General features: G+C 62.4%; 18 protein-coding genes. 13 read left to right on the forward strand and 5 right to left on the reverse strand.

Annotation, left to right across the window (positions count from 1 at the left end; genetic code table 11):
• Together MOV75_RS08695 and MOV75_RS08700 are read right to left on the reverse strand one after the other, a co-directional pair.
• The coding region (locus MOV75_RS08695) for a TetR/AcrR family transcriptional regulator (protein WP_247005387.1) at nucleotides 1-374 on the reverse strand (374 nt) is incomplete at its 3' end.
• A gap of 211 nt (nucleotides 375-585) precedes the next feature.
• A complete protein-coding gene (locus MOV75_RS08700; protein WP_246919990.1) occupies nucleotides 586-957 on the reverse strand; it encodes a tRNA-binding protein in 372 nt (123 codons plus the stop codon).
• Nucleotides 958-1062: 105 nt separating this feature from the next.
• Here MOV75_RS08700 and MOV75_RS08705 point away from each other — a divergent pair, with 105 nt between their 5' ends.
• Entirely contained in the window at nucleotides 1063-1422 is a 360-nt protein-coding gene (locus MOV75_RS08705) for an ArsC family reductase (RefSeq protein ID WP_246919991.1), read from the forward strand.
• A 3-nt stretch (nucleotides 1423-1425) separates the two neighbouring features.
• Here MOV75_RS08705 and MOV75_RS08710 read toward each other — a convergent pair whose 3' ends face one another.
• Entirely contained in the window at nucleotides 1426-2067 is a 642-nt protein-coding gene (locus tag MOV75_RS08710) for a hypothetical protein (protein ID WP_246919993.1), read from the reverse strand.
• A gap of 344 nt (nucleotides 2068-2411) precedes the next feature.
• Here MOV75_RS08710 and MOV75_RS08715 point away from each other — a divergent pair, with 344 nt between their 5' ends.
• The 7 genes from MOV75_RS08715 to MOV75_RS08745 all read left to right on the forward strand — a co-directional run bounded on the left by MOV75_RS08715 (nucleotide 2412) and on the right by MOV75_RS08745 (nucleotide 8888).
• Nucleotides 2412-3167 (forward strand): ABC transporter ATP-binding protein, encoded by a 756-nt coding sequence (locus MOV75_RS08715; RefSeq protein WP_036034135.1) that lies wholly within the window; start codon nucleotides 2412-2414, stop codon nucleotides 3165-3167.
• Nucleotides 3160-3906: an ABC transporter ATP-binding protein gene (locus MOV75_RS08720; RefSeq protein WP_246919995.1), complete on the forward strand. Its 747-nt coding sequence runs from the start codon at nucleotides 3160-3162 to the stop codon at nucleotides 3904-3906. The genes MOV75_RS08715 and MOV75_RS08720 overlap by 8 nt, the downstream gene beginning before the upstream one ends.
• A gap of 40 nt (nucleotides 3907-3946) precedes the next feature.
• Nucleotides 3947-5164 (forward strand): ABC transporter substrate-binding protein, encoded by a 1218-nt coding sequence (locus MOV75_RS08725; protein WP_246919998.1) that lies wholly within the window; start codon nucleotides 3947-3949, stop codon nucleotides 5162-5164.
• 67 nt (nucleotides 5165-5231) lie between these two features.
• Nucleotides 5232-6095 carry a branched-chain amino acid ABC transporter permease gene (locus MOV75_RS08730; protein WP_246920001.1) on the forward strand — a complete coding sequence of 288 codons (864 nt, stop codon included), beginning with the start codon at nucleotides 5232-5234 and terminating at the stop codon, nucleotides 6093-6095.
• 1 nt (nucleotide 6096) lies between these two features.
• On the forward strand, nucleotides 6097-7065 hold the full coding sequence (locus MOV75_RS08735) for a branched-chain amino acid ABC transporter permease (protein WP_246920004.1): 969 nt from the start codon (nucleotides 6097-6099) through the stop codon (nucleotides 7063-7065).
• Nucleotides 7066-7220: 155 nt separating this feature from the next.
• On the forward strand, nucleotides 7221-7865 hold the full coding sequence (locus MOV75_RS08740; protein ID WP_246920005.1) for a DUF47 domain-containing protein: 645 nt from the start codon (nucleotides 7221-7223) through the stop codon (nucleotides 7863-7865).
• Nucleotides 7866-7880: 15 nt separating this feature from the next.
• Nucleotides 7881-8888, forward strand: coding sequence for an inorganic phosphate transporter (locus MOV75_RS08745; RefSeq protein WP_246920006.1), 1008 nt, complete (start codon nucleotides 7881-7883; stop codon nucleotides 8886-8888).
• Here MOV75_RS08745 and sugE read toward each other — a convergent pair.
• On the reverse strand, nucleotides 8881-9195 hold the full coding sequence (gene sugE, locus MOV75_RS08750) for a quaternary ammonium compound efflux SMR transporter SugE (protein WP_246920007.1): 315 nt from the start codon (nucleotides 9193-9195) through the stop codon (nucleotides 8881-8883). The two genes, MOV75_RS08745 and sugE, sit on opposite strands and share 8 nt — an antisense overlap.
• Before the next feature lie 156 nt (nucleotides 9196-9351).
• Here sugE and MOV75_RS08755 point away from each other — a divergent pair, with 156 nt between their 5' ends.
• Both MOV75_RS08755 and MOV75_RS08760 read left to right on the forward strand, forming a co-directional pair.
• Nucleotides 9352-10974, forward strand: a complete 1623-nt coding sequence (locus MOV75_RS08755; protein ID WP_246920008.1) for a peptide chain release factor 3 — start codon at nucleotides 9352-9354, stop codon at nucleotides 10972-10974.
• A gap of 102 nt (nucleotides 10975-11076) precedes the next feature.
• On the forward strand, nucleotides 11077-11655 hold the full coding sequence (locus MOV75_RS08760) for a hypothetical protein (RefSeq protein WP_246920009.1): 579 nt from the start codon (nucleotides 11077-11079) through the stop codon (nucleotides 11653-11655).
• A gap of 51 nt (nucleotides 11656-11706) precedes the next feature.
• On the opposite strand, the gene MOV75_RS08765 is transcribed toward MOV75_RS08760, so the two are convergent.
• Nucleotides 11707-12663, reverse strand: a complete 957-nt coding sequence (locus MOV75_RS08765; protein WP_246920010.1) for a TIR domain-containing protein — start codon at nucleotides 12661-12663, stop codon at nucleotides 11707-11709.
• 95 nt (nucleotides 12664-12758) lie between these two features.
• On the opposite strand from MOV75_RS08765, the gene MOV75_RS08770 reads away from it, so the two are divergent.
• From MOV75_RS08770 to MOV75_RS08780, 3 genes are all read left to right on the forward strand, one after another.
• Complete coding sequence (locus MOV75_RS08770; protein WP_247005389.1) at nucleotides 12759-13448, forward strand: queuosine precursor transporter; 690 nt, start codon at nucleotides 12759-12761, stop codon at nucleotides 13446-13448.
• A 64-nt stretch (nucleotides 13449-13512) separates the two neighbouring features.
• Complete coding sequence (locus MOV75_RS08775; RefSeq protein WP_246920014.1) at nucleotides 13513-14097, forward strand: NnrU family protein; 585 nt, start codon at nucleotides 13513-13515, stop codon at nucleotides 14095-14097.
• A 72-nt stretch (nucleotides 14098-14169) separates the two neighbouring features.
• Nucleotides 14170-15607: class I adenylate-forming enzyme family protein (locus tag MOV75_RS08780; protein ID WP_247005391.1), on the forward strand; the 1438-nt coding region annotated here is incomplete at its 3' end.

Raw genomic sequence — 15607 nt, forward strand, 5'->3', positions numbered from 1 at the left:
GTGCGGACGCGGCGGTTGCGCAGGGCTTCGGCCCAGCCATGGATGCCGACACGGCGGCGCGCTTCGCCGGCGGGGTCGGTCAGCCATTGAGCGTAGACGCGGATCAGGGCGTGAAGTCCTTCGATCGGATCGCCGGATCCTTGCGCGACCGAATTGAGCACGGCTTCGCGGCGATGCCGGTCGTCGGCGAGCGCCTCGATCAGGTCGTCCTTGCTCTGGAAGTAGAGATAGACCGCGCCATGGCTCAGTCCGGACCGCTTTACGATGTCGGCCATGCCGGTCTGGTGAAAACCGTCGTCGGAGAAGCAGGCGAGGGCCGCTTCGAGGATCTGCTGCCGCCGGCCTTCGCGTTGCTTGTCGCTGATCTTGGGCATTTGGCGGTCCCTAAATAACTGACAGGATGATCATTTTTATGTTGGTGACGATTGAGCTTAAGGCAAGCCGTCTATAATAAAAAACGATCAGTCAGTCAGTTTTATTACCGCAAATGAGTTTGGTCAAGTCCGGGCCGGCCGGACTGGGAAAGAGGAGGATGAGGCCTCGCGAATGCCCGACCGAGGCGACGCGCCGGCCTCGATCGCGCGACTAGAACAACCGTCCGCCGTTCGGCACTGGCTTGCTCGGCTGCACCAGCACGACCTTGCCGTCGGCATCGGGGAAACCGAGTGTTAGCACCTCCGAGACAACAGGTCCGATCTGGCGCGGCGGGAAATTGACGACTGCTGCGACCTGTTGCCCCACCAATTTCTCGAGCGGATGATTTTCCGTGATCTGGGCCGAGCTCTTGCGCACACCGATTGTGGGTCCGAAGTCGATCCAGAGCCGAAAGGCCGGCTTGCGCGCCTCGGGGAACGGCTTGGCATCAACGATGGTCCCGACGCGAATATCGACCGCGAGGAAGCTGTTGAAGTCGATGGTCGGCGTGGCGGCGGCCGCGGGATCGTGGGTGACGTGCATGGGATGTCCGTTCGGGTGAGCTGGCGTCGTTCGCAATATTGTCGCGCGAACCGGAGTTTCGTACAACGCCACGGACATCACGATATGCCATGCGCGAGGAACGTCTTGCCCAACATCATCTACGGCATCAAGAACTGCGACACCATGAAGAAGGCACGTGCCTGGCTCGACACAAATGGCGTGCCTTACGCGTTTCACGACTACAAGGCGGCGGGTGTGGAAAAGGACAAGCTCAAGCAGTGGAGCGACAAGGTCGGTTGGGAGACGCTGCTCAATCGCGCCGGGACGACGTTCAAGAAACTCCCCGATTCCGACAAGGAAGGTTTGAGCGAGAAGAAGGCGCTGGCGCTGATGCTGGCACAACCATCGATGATCAAGCGGCCGGTGCTGGAAATCGGCGGCAAGCTGCTGGTCGGCTTCAAGCCGGACATCTATGCCAAGGAAGTCGGCGGCAAGAAGGGCTGACTGCTAGTTCAGCTCGATGATCTCGGTGGGGATGCCGGGCTGGTCCGCGAACTCGACCAATTCGGCCGTCGCGATGCGACCAGGCGCCCGATGAAACAGCTCGCGGTCGATCACCGCGCGCAGCTTCGGACGCGGCGGCGCGTCATTTCCGCGCATCAGATTCTTGATCTCGAAGCCGCCGTCCTCGCAGAAGGTCTTGACCGAGGCGATGACGTGACAGACCGTGCCGTCAGTCTGGAAAGGCAGCAGCAGCCGTTCATAAGCGACGATACGCCCGTAGATGTCCTCGACATCAGCAACGCTGTAGACGGGCAGCCCGCGCGCCACGCATTCGTGATAGATCGGCACCACGAACGGCGCGAGTCGCGGCCCGAGATAATCGTCGAGCAGAACACCCTTGCCGGTATGTCCATAGGCGTGCGAGATGCGCGTGTTTTCGCTCTGGATGGTGAGGCGCGGCGCCGGCGTCGCAGCGTCCACCGTGTAATAGATGAGATCGGACAGCTCTTCCTCGAGCCGCGCAGGCTGATACTCCCAGACCGCCGGCGCGATCTGCTGACGCGCGTAAAGTCGCAGCCACGTGTTCAGGAGATCACGTTGTCTGATCGACTTGACGACGGAAGGAGCGGCGCTTGCGAAATCCAAGACAATATTCCCGGAACGTCAAAACCCGCGCATGATCCAGCTTGCGGGAAAATTTTCTATGAAGACTGGCGCGCCAGACGAAAGACCGTTAACGACGGCTTGATGACCGGTGCTTTCGCGAACCGGGAGGCCGGGCAGGCACGACTTCAAAACGTCTCCGACTAAGGGAGCATTTGTATCCCAGCCGGAGGCCTGATCTGCTCAGCTTTCCGCCTTGCCTAACCCCCGTCACCTCCGGCATATTCCGCGCTCGGAGGCGGCGTTCCGGATAGGCTCCAAGGCCTCCCGGAAAGCCGAAGCAACAAGGATAGCCACGCGCGCCGCGCGGGCAGGGGGAAATCTGTTTGGCCGATGAGTTTATTCTTGAAACGGAAGGCTTGACCAAGGAGTTCGCGGGCTTCTTCGCCGTCCGCGACGTTGCGCTCAAGGTTCGCCGTGGCAGCATTCATGCGTTAATCGGCCCGAACGGGGCCGGCAAAACGACCTGCTTCAATCTTCTGACCAAGTTCCTCAAGCCGTCTGCCGGAAAAATCCTTTACAAGGGGCAGGACATCACCGCGATGGCGCCGGCTGACGTGGCGCGCCTGGGGCTTGTTCGTTCGTTCCAGATTTCTGCGGTGTTTCCGCATCTCACCGCGCTGGAGAACGTCCGTGTCGCGCTTCAGCGCCAGCACGGCTCTTCGTTCGATTTCTGGCGCTCCAAGTCGGTGCTCAACCGCTTCAACGATCGCGCGCGCGAATTGTTGAACGATGTCGGCCTCAACGAGTTTGCCAACACGCCTGCGGTCGAGATGCCCTATGGGCGCAAGCGTGCACTGGAGATCGCAACCACGCTCGCGCTCGACCCGGAGATGATGCTGCTGGACGAGCCGATGGCCGGCATGGGCCACGAGGACATCGACAAGATCGCGGCGCTGATCAAGCGTATCTCCGCGAAGTATACCATCCTGATGGTCGAGCATAATCTGAGCGTCGTGGCCAATCTCTCCGACATCATCACCGTGCTGACGCGCGGGCAGGTGCTGGCGCAAGGCCATTACAGCGAGCTCACCAAGGACGAGCGCGTCAAGGAAGCCTATCTGGGAGCCGGTCATGCCTGACACTGCGATTGCCGAGGCTCCGGCCAAGGCTGCGACCGGCGGAAACATCCTTCAGGTCCGCAACCTCGAAGCCTGGTACGGCGAGTCCCACATCCTGCACGGGATCAATTTCGACGTGAATGCGGGCGAGGTCGTCACCCTGCTCGGGCGCAACGGCGCCGGCAAGACGACCACGCTGAAGTCGATCATGGGCATCATCGGCAAGCGTGCCGGCTCGGTGAAGTTCAACAACCAGGAGATCATCCGCGCGACCTCCGACAAGATCGCGCGCATGGGCATCGCGTTCTGCCCGGAAGAGCGGGGGATATTCTCCAGTCTCGACGTGCGGGAGAATCTGATGCTGCCGCCGGTGGTTCGTGAAGGCGGACTGCCGCTCGATCAGATCTTCGACCTGTTCCCGAACCTGAAGGAGCGGCTCAACAGCCAGGGCACCAAGCTGTCGGGCGGTGAACAGCAGATGCTGGCGATCGCGCGCATCCTGCGGACCGGCGCGAGTTTCCTGATGCTGGACGAGCCGACCGAGGGCCTTGCGCCCGTCATCATCCAGCAGATCGGCCACACCATTGCGCGGCTCAAGAAGGAGGGTTTCACGATCCTCCTGGTCGAGCAAAACTTCCGGTTCGCATCGACCGTGGCCGACCGCTATTACATCGTCGAGCACGGCAAGGTGATCGACGGTTTTGCGAATTCGGAACTGTCCGCGAACATGGACAAGCTGCATACCTATCTCGGCGTCTGACGCCTCGACGCATTCAATAGTGGATTTCCCGGAGGGAATTATGAAACAGCGTTTTTCTGCACTTCTTCTCGGCATGGCGTTGGGATTCGTCGCGAACGGCGCGTCGGCACAGGACAAGACCGTCAAGATCGGCGTGCTGACCGATAATTCCGGTCTTTATTCCGACCTCGGTGGTGCGGGCTCCACGCTGGCCGCTCAGATGGCGATCGAGGATTCCGGGCTTGCCGCCAAGGGCTGGAAGATAGACTTGATCTCGGCCGACCATCAGAACAAGCCCGATATCGCCACCACCATCGCGCGCCAATGGATCGACGTCGACAAGGTCGACATCTTCATGGACGTGCTGAACTCCGGTGTCGCACTCGCGGTCAACAATGTCGTCAAGGAGAAGAATTCGATCCTGATCGACACAGGTGCGGCGACCTCGGATCTGACGAACGCCCAATGTTCGCCGAATACCATCCATTGGGTCTATGACACCTACATGCTGGCCAACAGCACCGGTCAGGCGCTGGTGAAGGCCGGCGGCGATACCTGGTACTTCCTCACGGCCGACTATGCGTTCGGCGCGGCCCTGGAGCGCGACACCACGGCGGTGGTGCAAAAGGCCGGCGGCAAGGTGCTCGGCAGCGTCAAGCACCCGCTCAATTCGTCGGACTTCTCCTCGTTCCTTTTGCAGGCGCAGGCATCGAAGGCGAAGATCGTCGGACTTGCGAATGCCGGCGGCGATACCACCAATTCGATCAAGCAGGCCGCCGAGTTCGGCATCGTTGCCGGCGGGCAGAAGCTTGCCGGACTGCTCTTGTTCATCACCGATGTTCATTCGCTGGGACTCAACGTGGCGCAAGGGCTCAATTTCACCGAGACCTTCTATTGGGATCTCAACGACGGAACGCGCGCCTTCGCCAAGCGCTTTTCCGAGCGCATGAAGAACAAGGCGATGCCTTCGATGGTGCAGGCCGGTGTCTATTCGGGGCTGATCCATTACTTCAAGGCGCTGGAGGCGATGGGCGGCAATCCGCATGACGGCGCCAAGGCGGTCGAGAAGATGAAGTCGATGCCGACCGACGATCCGCTGTTCGGCCAGGGCAGTATCCGGGTCGATGGCCGCAAGATTCACCCGGCCTACCTGTTCGAGGTCAAGAAGCCCTCGGAGTCGAAGGGGCCGTGGGACTACTACAAGCTGGTGGGCACCGTCCCCGCGGACCAGGCGTTCCGGCCGCTCTCCGAGAGCGTCTGTCCGCTGGTGAAGAAGTAACTCTCGTGGCCCGCCGCGCGGTCGTGCCGCTGGCGGGCTTTCATTTTGGTGGCGGAAGCTAATCCCGATGCAGGCTCTCTACGCACAGTTACTGGTGGGACTGATCAACGGCTCGTTCTACGCGCTGCTCAGTCTCGGGCTTGCCGTGATCTTCGGCATGCTCAACATCATCAATTTCGCCCATGGCGCGGTCTACATGATGGGCGCCTTCGTCGCCTATTTCCTCCTCAACCTCGGCGGCATCAACTACTGGTGGGCGCTGTTGCTGGCGCCCATCATCGTCGGCATCTTCGGCATGATCCTGGAACGGACCATGCTGCAATGGCTGACCGGGCTCGATCACCTCTACGGCCTGCTCCTGACCTTCGGCATCGCGCTGATCGTGCAGGGCGTGTTCCAGAACTATTTCGGCTCGTCCGGCCTGCCTTACGCCATTCCGGACCAGCTCAAGGGCGGCATGAACCTCGGCTTCATGTTCTTACCCGTCTATCGCGGCTGGGTGGTCGTGTTCTCGCTGGTGGTGTGTCTCGCGACCTGGTTCCTGATCGAGAAGACGCAGCTCGGCGCTTACCTGCGTGCCGCCACCGAAAATCCGACGCTGGTGCGCGCCTTCGGCATCAACGTGCCGCGCATGATCACGCTCACTTACGGCCTCGGCGTCGGCCTTGCGGCGCTCGCGGGCGTGCTCTCGGCGCCGATCAACCAGGTGCGGCCGCTGATGGGCGCGGATCTCATCATCGTCGTGTTCGCGGTGGTCGTGATCGGCGGCATGGGATCGATCATGGGCTCCATCATCACCGGCTTCGCGCTCGGCGTGATCGAGGGTCTGACCAAGTATTTCTACCCCGAGGCCTCCAACACCGTCGTGTTCGTGTTGATGGTGCTGGTACTCTTGGTGAAGCCAACGGGATTGACGGGAAGGGCGGCCTGATATGACAACCCTGACGGACGACACGCTGCGGGCGACCCCTCGCGCCATGCGCGACGAGCTGATCGCGTTCACACTGATGGCGCTGCTGCTGGCGTCGGTGCCATTCACGGGAGTCTACCCGTTCTTCGTGATGCAGGCGCTGTGCTTCGCGCTGCTCGCCTGCGCCTTCAATCTGCTGATCGGCTATGGCGGCCTGTTGTCATTCGGCCATGCGATGTTCCTGGGGACCGCCGGCTATTGCAGCGCGCATGCGCTGAAGGTGTGGGCGTTGCCGCCCGAACTCGGCATCCTCGTCGGCATCGCCGCGGCTTTCGTGCTCTCGATCATCACCGGCTTTATCTCGATCCGTCGCCAGGGCATCTATTTCTCGATGATCACGCTGGCACTGTCGCAGCTGCTGTACTTCATCTACCTCCAGGCCCCGTTTACCCATGGTGAGGACGGCATCCAGGGCATCCCGCAGGGACATATGTTCGGCATCTTGGATCTGTCCAAGCCGACGGTGCTCTATTACGTCGTGCTGGTCGGGTTCCTCGCCGGCTTCCTGCTGATCTTCCGCATCATCAACTCGCCGTTTGGCGAGGTGCTGAAGGCGATCCGCGAGAACGAGCCGCGGGCGATCTCGCTCGGCTACCGGACCGATCAGTACAAGTTCCTCGCCTTCGTGCTGTCGGGAACGCTGGCCGGTTTTGCCGGTGCGCTGAAGGTATTCGTGGCGCAGAACGCCTCGCTCACCGACGTCCATTGGTCGATGTCAGGCGAAGTCGTGCTGATGACGCTGGTCGGTGGCCTCGGCACCGTCTTCGGCCCCGTGGTCGGCGCCTTCGTGATCATCGCCATGCAGCAATATCTCGCCGGTTTCGGCCAGTGGGTGACGGTGATCCAGGGCTCGATCTTCGTGGTCTGCGTGCTCACCTTCCGCCGCGGCGTCATTGGTGAAATCGCGCATTACTTCCGGCGATCCCTTTAAGTGATTGATATCGCACCAATTCCAATGGTGCGATAATCCGGTGGATGATCCGGCTCCGCGGGCGTGAGATGACACGCACGCGGATCGAAAATGGTCTATGACAGGTTCATGACGGCCCCTCGGGCCGGGCCATTTCCAACCGGTAGCCTATCCCCATGATGCGATGGTTTCGTGCTTTCCTGCCAAAGGAAGAACGGTTCTTCGACCTGTTCGACCGGCATGCCCAGACGGTGATCCAGGGTTCGATCGCGCTCCAGGGCATGCTCAACGGGGGCGAGGAGACGCCGGTCTATTGTCAGCGCGTCAACCAGTTCGAGAACGACGCCGACAACATCACCCGTGAGGTGCTGACGGCGGTGCGCCGCACCTTCATCACCCCGTTCGATCGCGGCGACATCAAGAACCTGATCACGTCGCTGGACGACGCCATCGACCAGATGCAGCAGACCGCCAAGGCCGTGATGCTGTTCGAGGTCCGTACCTTCGAGCCGCCGATGCGCGAGATCGGCGGGCTTCTGATCGAATGCGCCAATCTGGTCGGCCGTGCGCTGCCGCTGATGCAATCGATCGGCCCGAATGTGGCCATGCTGACCGCCATCACCGAAGAGCTTGGCAAGCTGGAGGGCCGCGTCGACGATCTCCACGACATCGGGCTGAAGGAGCTGTTTCTCAAGCATCGCGACGGCAGTGCGATGGACTTCATCGTCGGCGTCGAGATCTACGACCACCTCGAGAAGGTGGCCGATCGCTTCGACGACGTTGCGAACGAGATCAACAGCATCGTCATCGAGCAAGTCTAGGACAGGGGCCGCGCTGTGGATGCCGCGTTAGGTCTTCCCGTCTTGGTCGGCTTGATCGCCGTCGCGCTGCTGTTCGACTTCCTGAACGGCCTGCATGACGCCGCCAATTCGATCGCGACCATCGTCTCGACCCGCGTGCTGCGGCCGCAATTCGCGGTCATCTGGGCCGCGTTCTTCAATTTCGTCGCCTTCATGGTGTTCGGGCTGCACGTCGCCCAGACCATCGGCACCGGCATCATCGATCCCGCGATCGTCGATGCCCAGGTGATCTTCGCGGCGCTGGTCGGCGCCATCGTCTGGAACCTCGTGACCTGGGCGCTCGGCATCCCGTCCTCATCGTCGCACGCGCTGATCGGCGGGCTCGTCGGCGGCGGCATGGCCAAGGCGGGGATTTCTGCCGCGGTGTGGAGCGGATTGACCAAGACGGTGCTGGCGATCGTGCTGTCGCCGCTGATCGGCTTTTTGCTCGCGATGGTGCTGGTGGCGATCGTGTCCTGGGCCTCGGTGCGCTCGACGCCATTCGCGGTCGACCGCGCCTTCCGTATTCTGCAATTTGCCTCCGCCTCGCTCTATTCGCTCGGCCATGGCGGCAACGACGCGCAGAAGACCATGGGCATCATCGCGGTGCTGCTGTACTCGCAGGGCCATCTCGGCAGCGAGTTCTCGGTGCCGTTCTGGGTGGTGCTCTCCTGCCAGGCGGCGATGGCGCTGGGCACGCTGATGGGTGGCTGGCGCATCGTCCGCACTATGGGCCTGCGCATCACGAAATTGACGCCGATGCAGGGCTTTTGCGCCGAGACCGGAGGCGCCGCGACCCTGTTCATGGCGACCTATCTCGGGGTTCCCGTCTCGACCACCCACACCATCACCGGTGCCATCGTCGGCGTCGGCGCCGCCCGCCGCGTCTCGGCGGTCCGCTGGAACGTCGCAAGCTCGATCGTCTACGCCTGGGTGATCACGATCCCCGCCTCGGCCATCGTCGCGGCGCTGACCTGGTGGGCGGTCAAGATCTTCGTCAAGTAACGAGCTTCAGCCCGACAATCCCGGCGACGATCAGGGCGATGCTGGCAAGGCGGAGGGCCGTGACCGGTTCGCCGAGCAGGACGATGCCCAGCGTCGCGGTGCCGACGGCGCCAATGCCGGTCCAGACAGCATAGGCGGTTCCGACGGGGAGCGACTTGAGAGCAAGTCCGAGCAGGATGACGCTGCCGGCCATGGCCGCGAGCGTGACGACGGACGGAACAAGCCTGGTAAAGCCTTCGGTATATTTCAGGCCGATCGCCCAGATAATCTCGAGAAGACCGGCGACGAACAGGATGCTCCAGGCCATGACGACCCTCCGTTCAAGGCAGGGTCGTCCCCGCGGCTATAGGCTGATGAGCAGGAGGGCCGTCCCTCCCACGGCCCATATGGGGCTGGCCGGGGGGCTCCGCAATGACCAAATGAGGCTTGATCAGGCCCAGTTTCCCTGCCACACGCTCCCGCCATGTCCGACATCGCCACCACCACCGCCGAATCGCCGGCCCGTTCCCCGCTTGCCGCTGAAGTGGCGCGGCGGCGCACCTTTGCGATCATCTCGCATCCGGACGCCGGCAAGACCACGCTGACCGAGAAGCTGCTGCTGTTCGGCGGCGCCATCAATCTCGCCGGCCAGGTCAAGGCCAAGGGCGAGCGGCGCAACACGCGGTCGGACTGGATGAAGATCGAGCGCGAGCGCGGTATCTCGGTCGTGACCTCGGTGATGACCTTCGAGTTCGAGGGGCTCGTGTTCAATCTCTTGGACACGCCGGGCCACGAGGACTTTTCGGAAGACACCTATCGCACGCTCACGGCGGTCGATTCCGCCGTGATGGTGATCGACGCCGCCAAGGGTATCGAAGCGCGCACCCGAAAGCTGTTCGAGGTGTGTCGTCTTCGGGATATTCCGATCATCACCTTCATCAACAAGATGGACCGCGAAAGCCGGGACGTGTTCGAGCTGCTCGACGAGATCGAGAAGACGCTGGCGCTCGACACCACGCCGATGACCTGGCCGGTCGGCCGCGGCCGCGACTTTCTCGGCACCTATGACGTCATCAATGGCGGCGTGCGTCTGCTCGAAGGCGGCGGCGCCAAGACCGGCGCGGCGCAGCAGATCGAGATCGCGGAGCTTGCCAAGCTCAACGCCAATCTCGACGCATCCGCGGTCAAGGACGAGCTCGAACTCGTCACCGAGGCGTCAAAACCGTTCGAGCTCGACGCGTTCCGCGAAGGCCATCTGACGCCGGTCTATTTCGGCAGCGCGCTGCGCAATTTCGGCGTCGGCGACCTCCTGGAAGGACTCGGCAAGTTCGCGCCCGAGCCGCGCGCGCAGGACAGCGACCAGCGCAAGGTCGAGGCGACCGATCCGCGCATGAGCGCCTTCGTGTTCAAGATCCAGGCGAACATGGATCCGAACCATCGCGACCGCATCGCCTTCGCGCGCCTCTGCTCGGGCAAGCTCAGCCGCGGCATGAAGGCCAAGCTCGTGCGCACCGGCAAGAGCATGCCGCTGTCGAGCCCGCAATTCTTCTTCGCGCAGGACCGCTCGGTCGCGGACGAGGCCTTTGCCGGCGACGTCGTCGGCATTCCCAATCACGGCACGCTGCGCATCGGCGACACGCTGACCGAGGGCGAGGATTTCAACTTCGTCGGCGTGCCGAGCTTCGCGCCGGAAATCGTCCGCCGCGTGCGCCTCACCGACGCGATGAAGGCGAAGAAGCTGAAGGAAGCGCTGCAGCAGATGTCGGAGGAGGGTGTGGTGCAGGTGTTCCGTCCGCGCGACGGTGCGCCGGCGCTGGTCGGGGTGGTCGGCGCGCTGCAGCTCGACGTGCTGAAGGCGCGGCTGGAGGCGGAATATTCGCTGCCGGTCGAGTTCGAGGTCAGCGAATTCCAGCTGGCGCGCTGGGTCTCCTCGGAGGACCGCAAGAAGCTCGATACCTTCCTCGCAGCCAACACGTCCAGCATCGCCGACGACGTCGACGGCGATCCCGTGTATCTGGCGAGGAACGAGTTCTATCTCGGCTACACCAAGGAGCGCGCCGAGGGCATCGAGTTCACCAACGTCAAGGACGTCAAGAAGAAGGGGTAGGGCGCGCTCGGACTGGTCGAGCGCGAGCATGTGAACGCGTGCGGGCTTGACGCGTTCACCAACAATGCCACCTTTCCCTCGGTGGCATTGCGGGCTCGCATCATGTGGCGCGGCATCCTTGTTTTCCTCCTGCTGGCGATTTCGACGGTTGCCGCCGACACGCGATCCCGCCAGATCAATCCGATCCCATTCTCGCACGAGCCGTGCAGCGTGCTCGACGGCCGGCCCTGCACGCCGTCCTATTGCAGTCCGCTCGAGCCCGGCCCCTGCATTCCCGAGATCGACTATCCCTACGGCCAAAACCTCCAGCTTACGATCGAGAGCGTGCCGCCCGATGCCGACCGCGCCAAATACCGCAAGCCAGGTCACGATCTCGACACGATCGGCGATCTCTTCGCCGAGCTGCGCAGCTGCTGGTCGCCGCCATCTGACAAGGCTCGCGCGGGCATGCAGATGTCGGTGCGCTTCAGCTTCAACAAGGCGGGTGGCCTGATCGGCCCGCCGCGCCTCACATACGCGACCGCGGGCGTGCCCTCCGAGATCCGCACGAGCTATCTCGACGCCATCAACGCGTCGTTGAACGCATGTCTGCCGCTGAAGTTCACCAGCGGCCTTGCCGGCGCGCTGGCGGGCCGGCCAATCGCGATCCGCTATGTCGACAACCGGCAATCCCCGAACTGACCCGCTCTCGCGTTCAGCCCGAGCGGTTCGATCGCCGTGAGAGGTGCCTTCTCAGTTCAGCAATTTCCAGTTGCTTAGCTTGCGCACGATCGTGGCTTCGATGTCTTCGATCTGATCGAACTCCTCATAGGTGACCCCGTGGAGATCCGATGGCAGCTTCAGTGGTTTCTTCAGCAGGATGGCCACTCGGTCGAACGCGCGGAATTTCGCAAAGAGTAGCCCCATCTCGAAGATGACATTCTCGCGCGCGCGCGCCGTGAGTTCATCGTTGGCTTTTCCCAAGCGTCCCACGTCGTCGGGCGTGGCAAGGATGAAGCCTGCCTTGCACGTTCGGATCAGTTCCTCCAGCGCCGACAGGATCGTCGCTGCATTCTTGTCTTCTCGCAGCAGCACCTTCGGATTGACCCTGTTGTCACGCAAGATCGATTCCAGTTTCTGCCGACTCCGTTCGTCCCGTCCATGCACGATGAAGACGTTACGATCGAGCTGGAGCTCCGGGTGCGGCGTATGCAGGGCCAGCGCAAGAATGTCGGTATAGGCTTCCAGAACGCGCATATCCTCCGAGGAGAACACCTTTTCCTGGATATTGTTATGGAAGCAAGCGACCCCAAACGGTTCGCGGCCTTTTCCTAGTTTGATCGGAAAGCAGACCATGTTCTGGATGGGGCTGTCGCCGTAGAACTCGCCGCCTTGCGCGCGTGAAAAGACGGTCGGCGTGCCCGTGCGGAAGCAATTGCCGGCGATGGTGCCGCGGTAGCCCAACGTCGGTGGGAAGCGGGCCCGCGCTTGAGGATCCAGCAATTCCTTGTCGAACAGGAAGTCGTCCTCGTTGAAGAGGACCAGCCTCTCCATTTTGGGGTGGTCGATCAGGACTGATCCCGCATCGGCCGCCGGGCTGATCGCGATTGCGGTTTGCAGGAATTCGACGATGATCGCCTCCTGCGAACGGCCATGGGAGGCTCGAAGAAAATCCAGTATTCTCGGATCAAAACTGATTTTGTCGGCCATAATAAACCGTCCGATCTATCTGCAATGTCGAGATCATATTCCGCCGGACGCCGAATTCAACAAGAAGTTGTCTTTCGGGGTCCGGGCCCGTAGCTTTGACCTTTCAACGCCAGATTGCCCGGGGCCATGAGTCGATGGACGCCAGGACCAGTTATTTCCTCTTTCTGCTCACACTCCATTCGTCGCTGCTGATCACCAGCACGGTCGCCGGCTCGAAACTGTTCGCGCTGCCTTTTGGCCTGGACGCCAGTGCGACGGTCTTCAGCTATCTGCTGACATTCATCATTGTCGACACGATCGCTGAGCTGTTCGGCAGGGAGTATTCCAGGCGGGTGATCAATCTGGGCTTGCTCAGCATGGCCTTGTCTGCCGTCTATTTCGAGTTTGCCGCCTATCTCCCGCCAGCTCCAGGCTGGCACCACCAGCAGGATTTCGAAACGGTCGTCAGCTCGTCCGTTCGAATCTGGATCGGAGGCTGGATCGCCTACATGGTGAGCCAGCACTTCGACCTGTCGTTCTTCCTCCGATTGCGCCAGACGGCGTTCGGCAAGAGGTCGGTGGTGCTGTCGGCATGGCTCAGCCTGATGTTGGCTCAGCTGCTGGACACCGTCATATTTGTGTCGATCGCGTTCTACGGTACCGGCGTCGTCATGCCGACAATCATTGGCCAGTATCTGATCAAGCTGCTCTTCTCCACAATTGCCGCGCCTCTGGTGAAGTTGAGCATCTCGATGGGACGAGACTGGATCGAAGCGCGAAGCGGAAAGCTGGCCGAGAAGGACTGATGCATTGCGTTTCGCGGGGTGAAGATGATAGCTGATGGAGTACGGTCTGACGCAAGGGGATGTCATGGGTCTGGTGGTGATGATCCTGGGGCTGGTGCTGTTCTTCGCGGCCCATACTTTCACGACGAAGCGTGAGGCGCGCGCGCAGGCCATCGCGAGGCTGGGCGAGGGGACCTACAAGATCCTCTACACCCTGGTCTCGTTCGCGGGGCTCGCGCTGATCATCTGGGGCTTCGCCCATTACCGCAGCTCCGGCTGGATCGATGTCTGGTATCCGCCGAAGGCGATGAAGCACATCACGTTCGCGCTGATGCTGCCCGCGGTCATCCTGGTGGTCGCCTCTTATTTGCGCGGCCGCATCTATGCGACGCTGAAACATCCGATGTTGGCCGGCATCAAGCTGTGGGCGGCGGCGCATCTGCTCGCCAATGGCGATCTCGGCTCAATCATCCTGTTCGGCTCGTTCCTGGGCTGGGCGGTGTATGATCGCATCTCGCTGAAGCATCGCACCGACGCCGGCGGCCCGCCGATTCCAGTCGGCGGCGTCAGCAACGATCTGATCGCGGTCGCGGTCGGCGTCGTCGCCTATCTCGCGCTGGCCTTCGCGTTCCATCCGGTCGTGATCGGCGTTCCCGTCATCGGCGTTTAGCCGGTCAGCACAAGACGTGATCCGGCTATCCGTGCGCGGAAGGTGACAAAACGACAAGCCGAGGACGTTCCGATGGACTGGTCGCAATCTCAGATTCCGCCGATGCGGCTCGAGGCGCGCTTTGGCGATCGGATGGTGCCGGCCTTTTGCGACCGGCCGGCGAACCTGTGGGCGATGATTGCGGACGCCTGCGCCCACAACGGCGATGGCGAGGCGTTGATCGCAGGCGATGTCCGGCTGAGCTGGCGGCAGGTGGTGGAGCAGGCGAGGCGGATCGCGGCGGGGTTTCGCAAGCTGGGATTACGGCGGGGCGATCGTGTCGCCATCCTGCTCGGCAACCGCATCGAATTTCCGCTGCTCCTGTTCGCCGCCGCGCATGAGGGGCTGGTGACCGTGCTGCTCAGCACGCGCCAGCAGAAGCCGGAAATCGCCTATGTCCTCGCCGATTGCGGCGCCAGGATCCTGATCCACGAAGCTGCGCTGGCCGAGCGGCTGCCCGGTACGCAGGACGTGCCCGAGCTGGTCCACCGCATCGCGATCGACGACGATCCGGCTCGCTCGCGTTTCGCCGCGCTCGCCGACAACCCGCCAGCCTTGGCGCCGGTCGAGGTGAGCGAAGAGGATACCGCGATGATCCTCTACACCTCGGGGACAACAGGCAAGCCGAAGGGCGCGATGCTCGCCCATTGCAACATCGTCCATTCCTCGATGGTGTTCGTGTCCTGCCTGCAATTGACGGCGGCCGACCGCTCGATCGCGGCCGTGCCGCTCGGCCATGTCACCGGTGTCGTCGCCAACATCACGACCATGATCCGCAGCTTTGGCGCGCTGATCATCATGCCCGAGTTCAAGGCGGCCGATTACCTCAAGCTCGCCGCGCGCGAGCGCGTCACCTACACGGTGATGGTGCCGGCGATGTACAATCTCTGTCTGCTTCAGCCTGACTTCGACAGCTACGATCTGTCGAGCTGGCGCGTCGGCGGTTTTGGCGGCGCGCCGATGCCGGTCGCGACCATCGAGAAGCTCAAGGCGAAGATCCCCGGCCTGAAGCTGATGAACTGCTATGGCGCGACCGAGACGACGTCACCCTCGACGATCATGCCGGGCGAGCTGACCGAGAGCCATATCGACAGCGTCGGCCTGCCGTGCCCTGGCGCGCGCATCGTGGCGGTGGATCCGGACGGGCACGAGCTGCCTCGCGGCGAGATCGGTGAGCTCTGGATCCAGAGCGCCTCCGTCATCAAGGGCTATTGGAATAATCCGAAGGCGACCGCCGAGAGCTTTACCGCCGGCTTCTGGCACTCCGGTGATCTCGGCTCGGTCGATGCGGAAGGGTTCGTCCGCGTGTTCGACCGGCAGAAGGACATGATCAATCGCGGCGGCCTGAAAATCTATTCGGCCGAGGTGGAATCCGTGTTGGCCAGCCACCCCGCCGTGGTCGAGAGCGCGATCATCGCCAAGGCCTGCCCGGTGCTGGGCGAGCGCGTTCACGCCGTGGTGGTGACGCGCG

Origin of the sequence: Bradyrhizobium sp. PRIMUS42 (genome assembly GCF_023006515.1) — a bacterium.
Classification (GTDB): Bacteria; Pseudomonadota; Alphaproteobacteria; order Rhizobiales; family Xanthobacteraceae; genus Bradyrhizobium.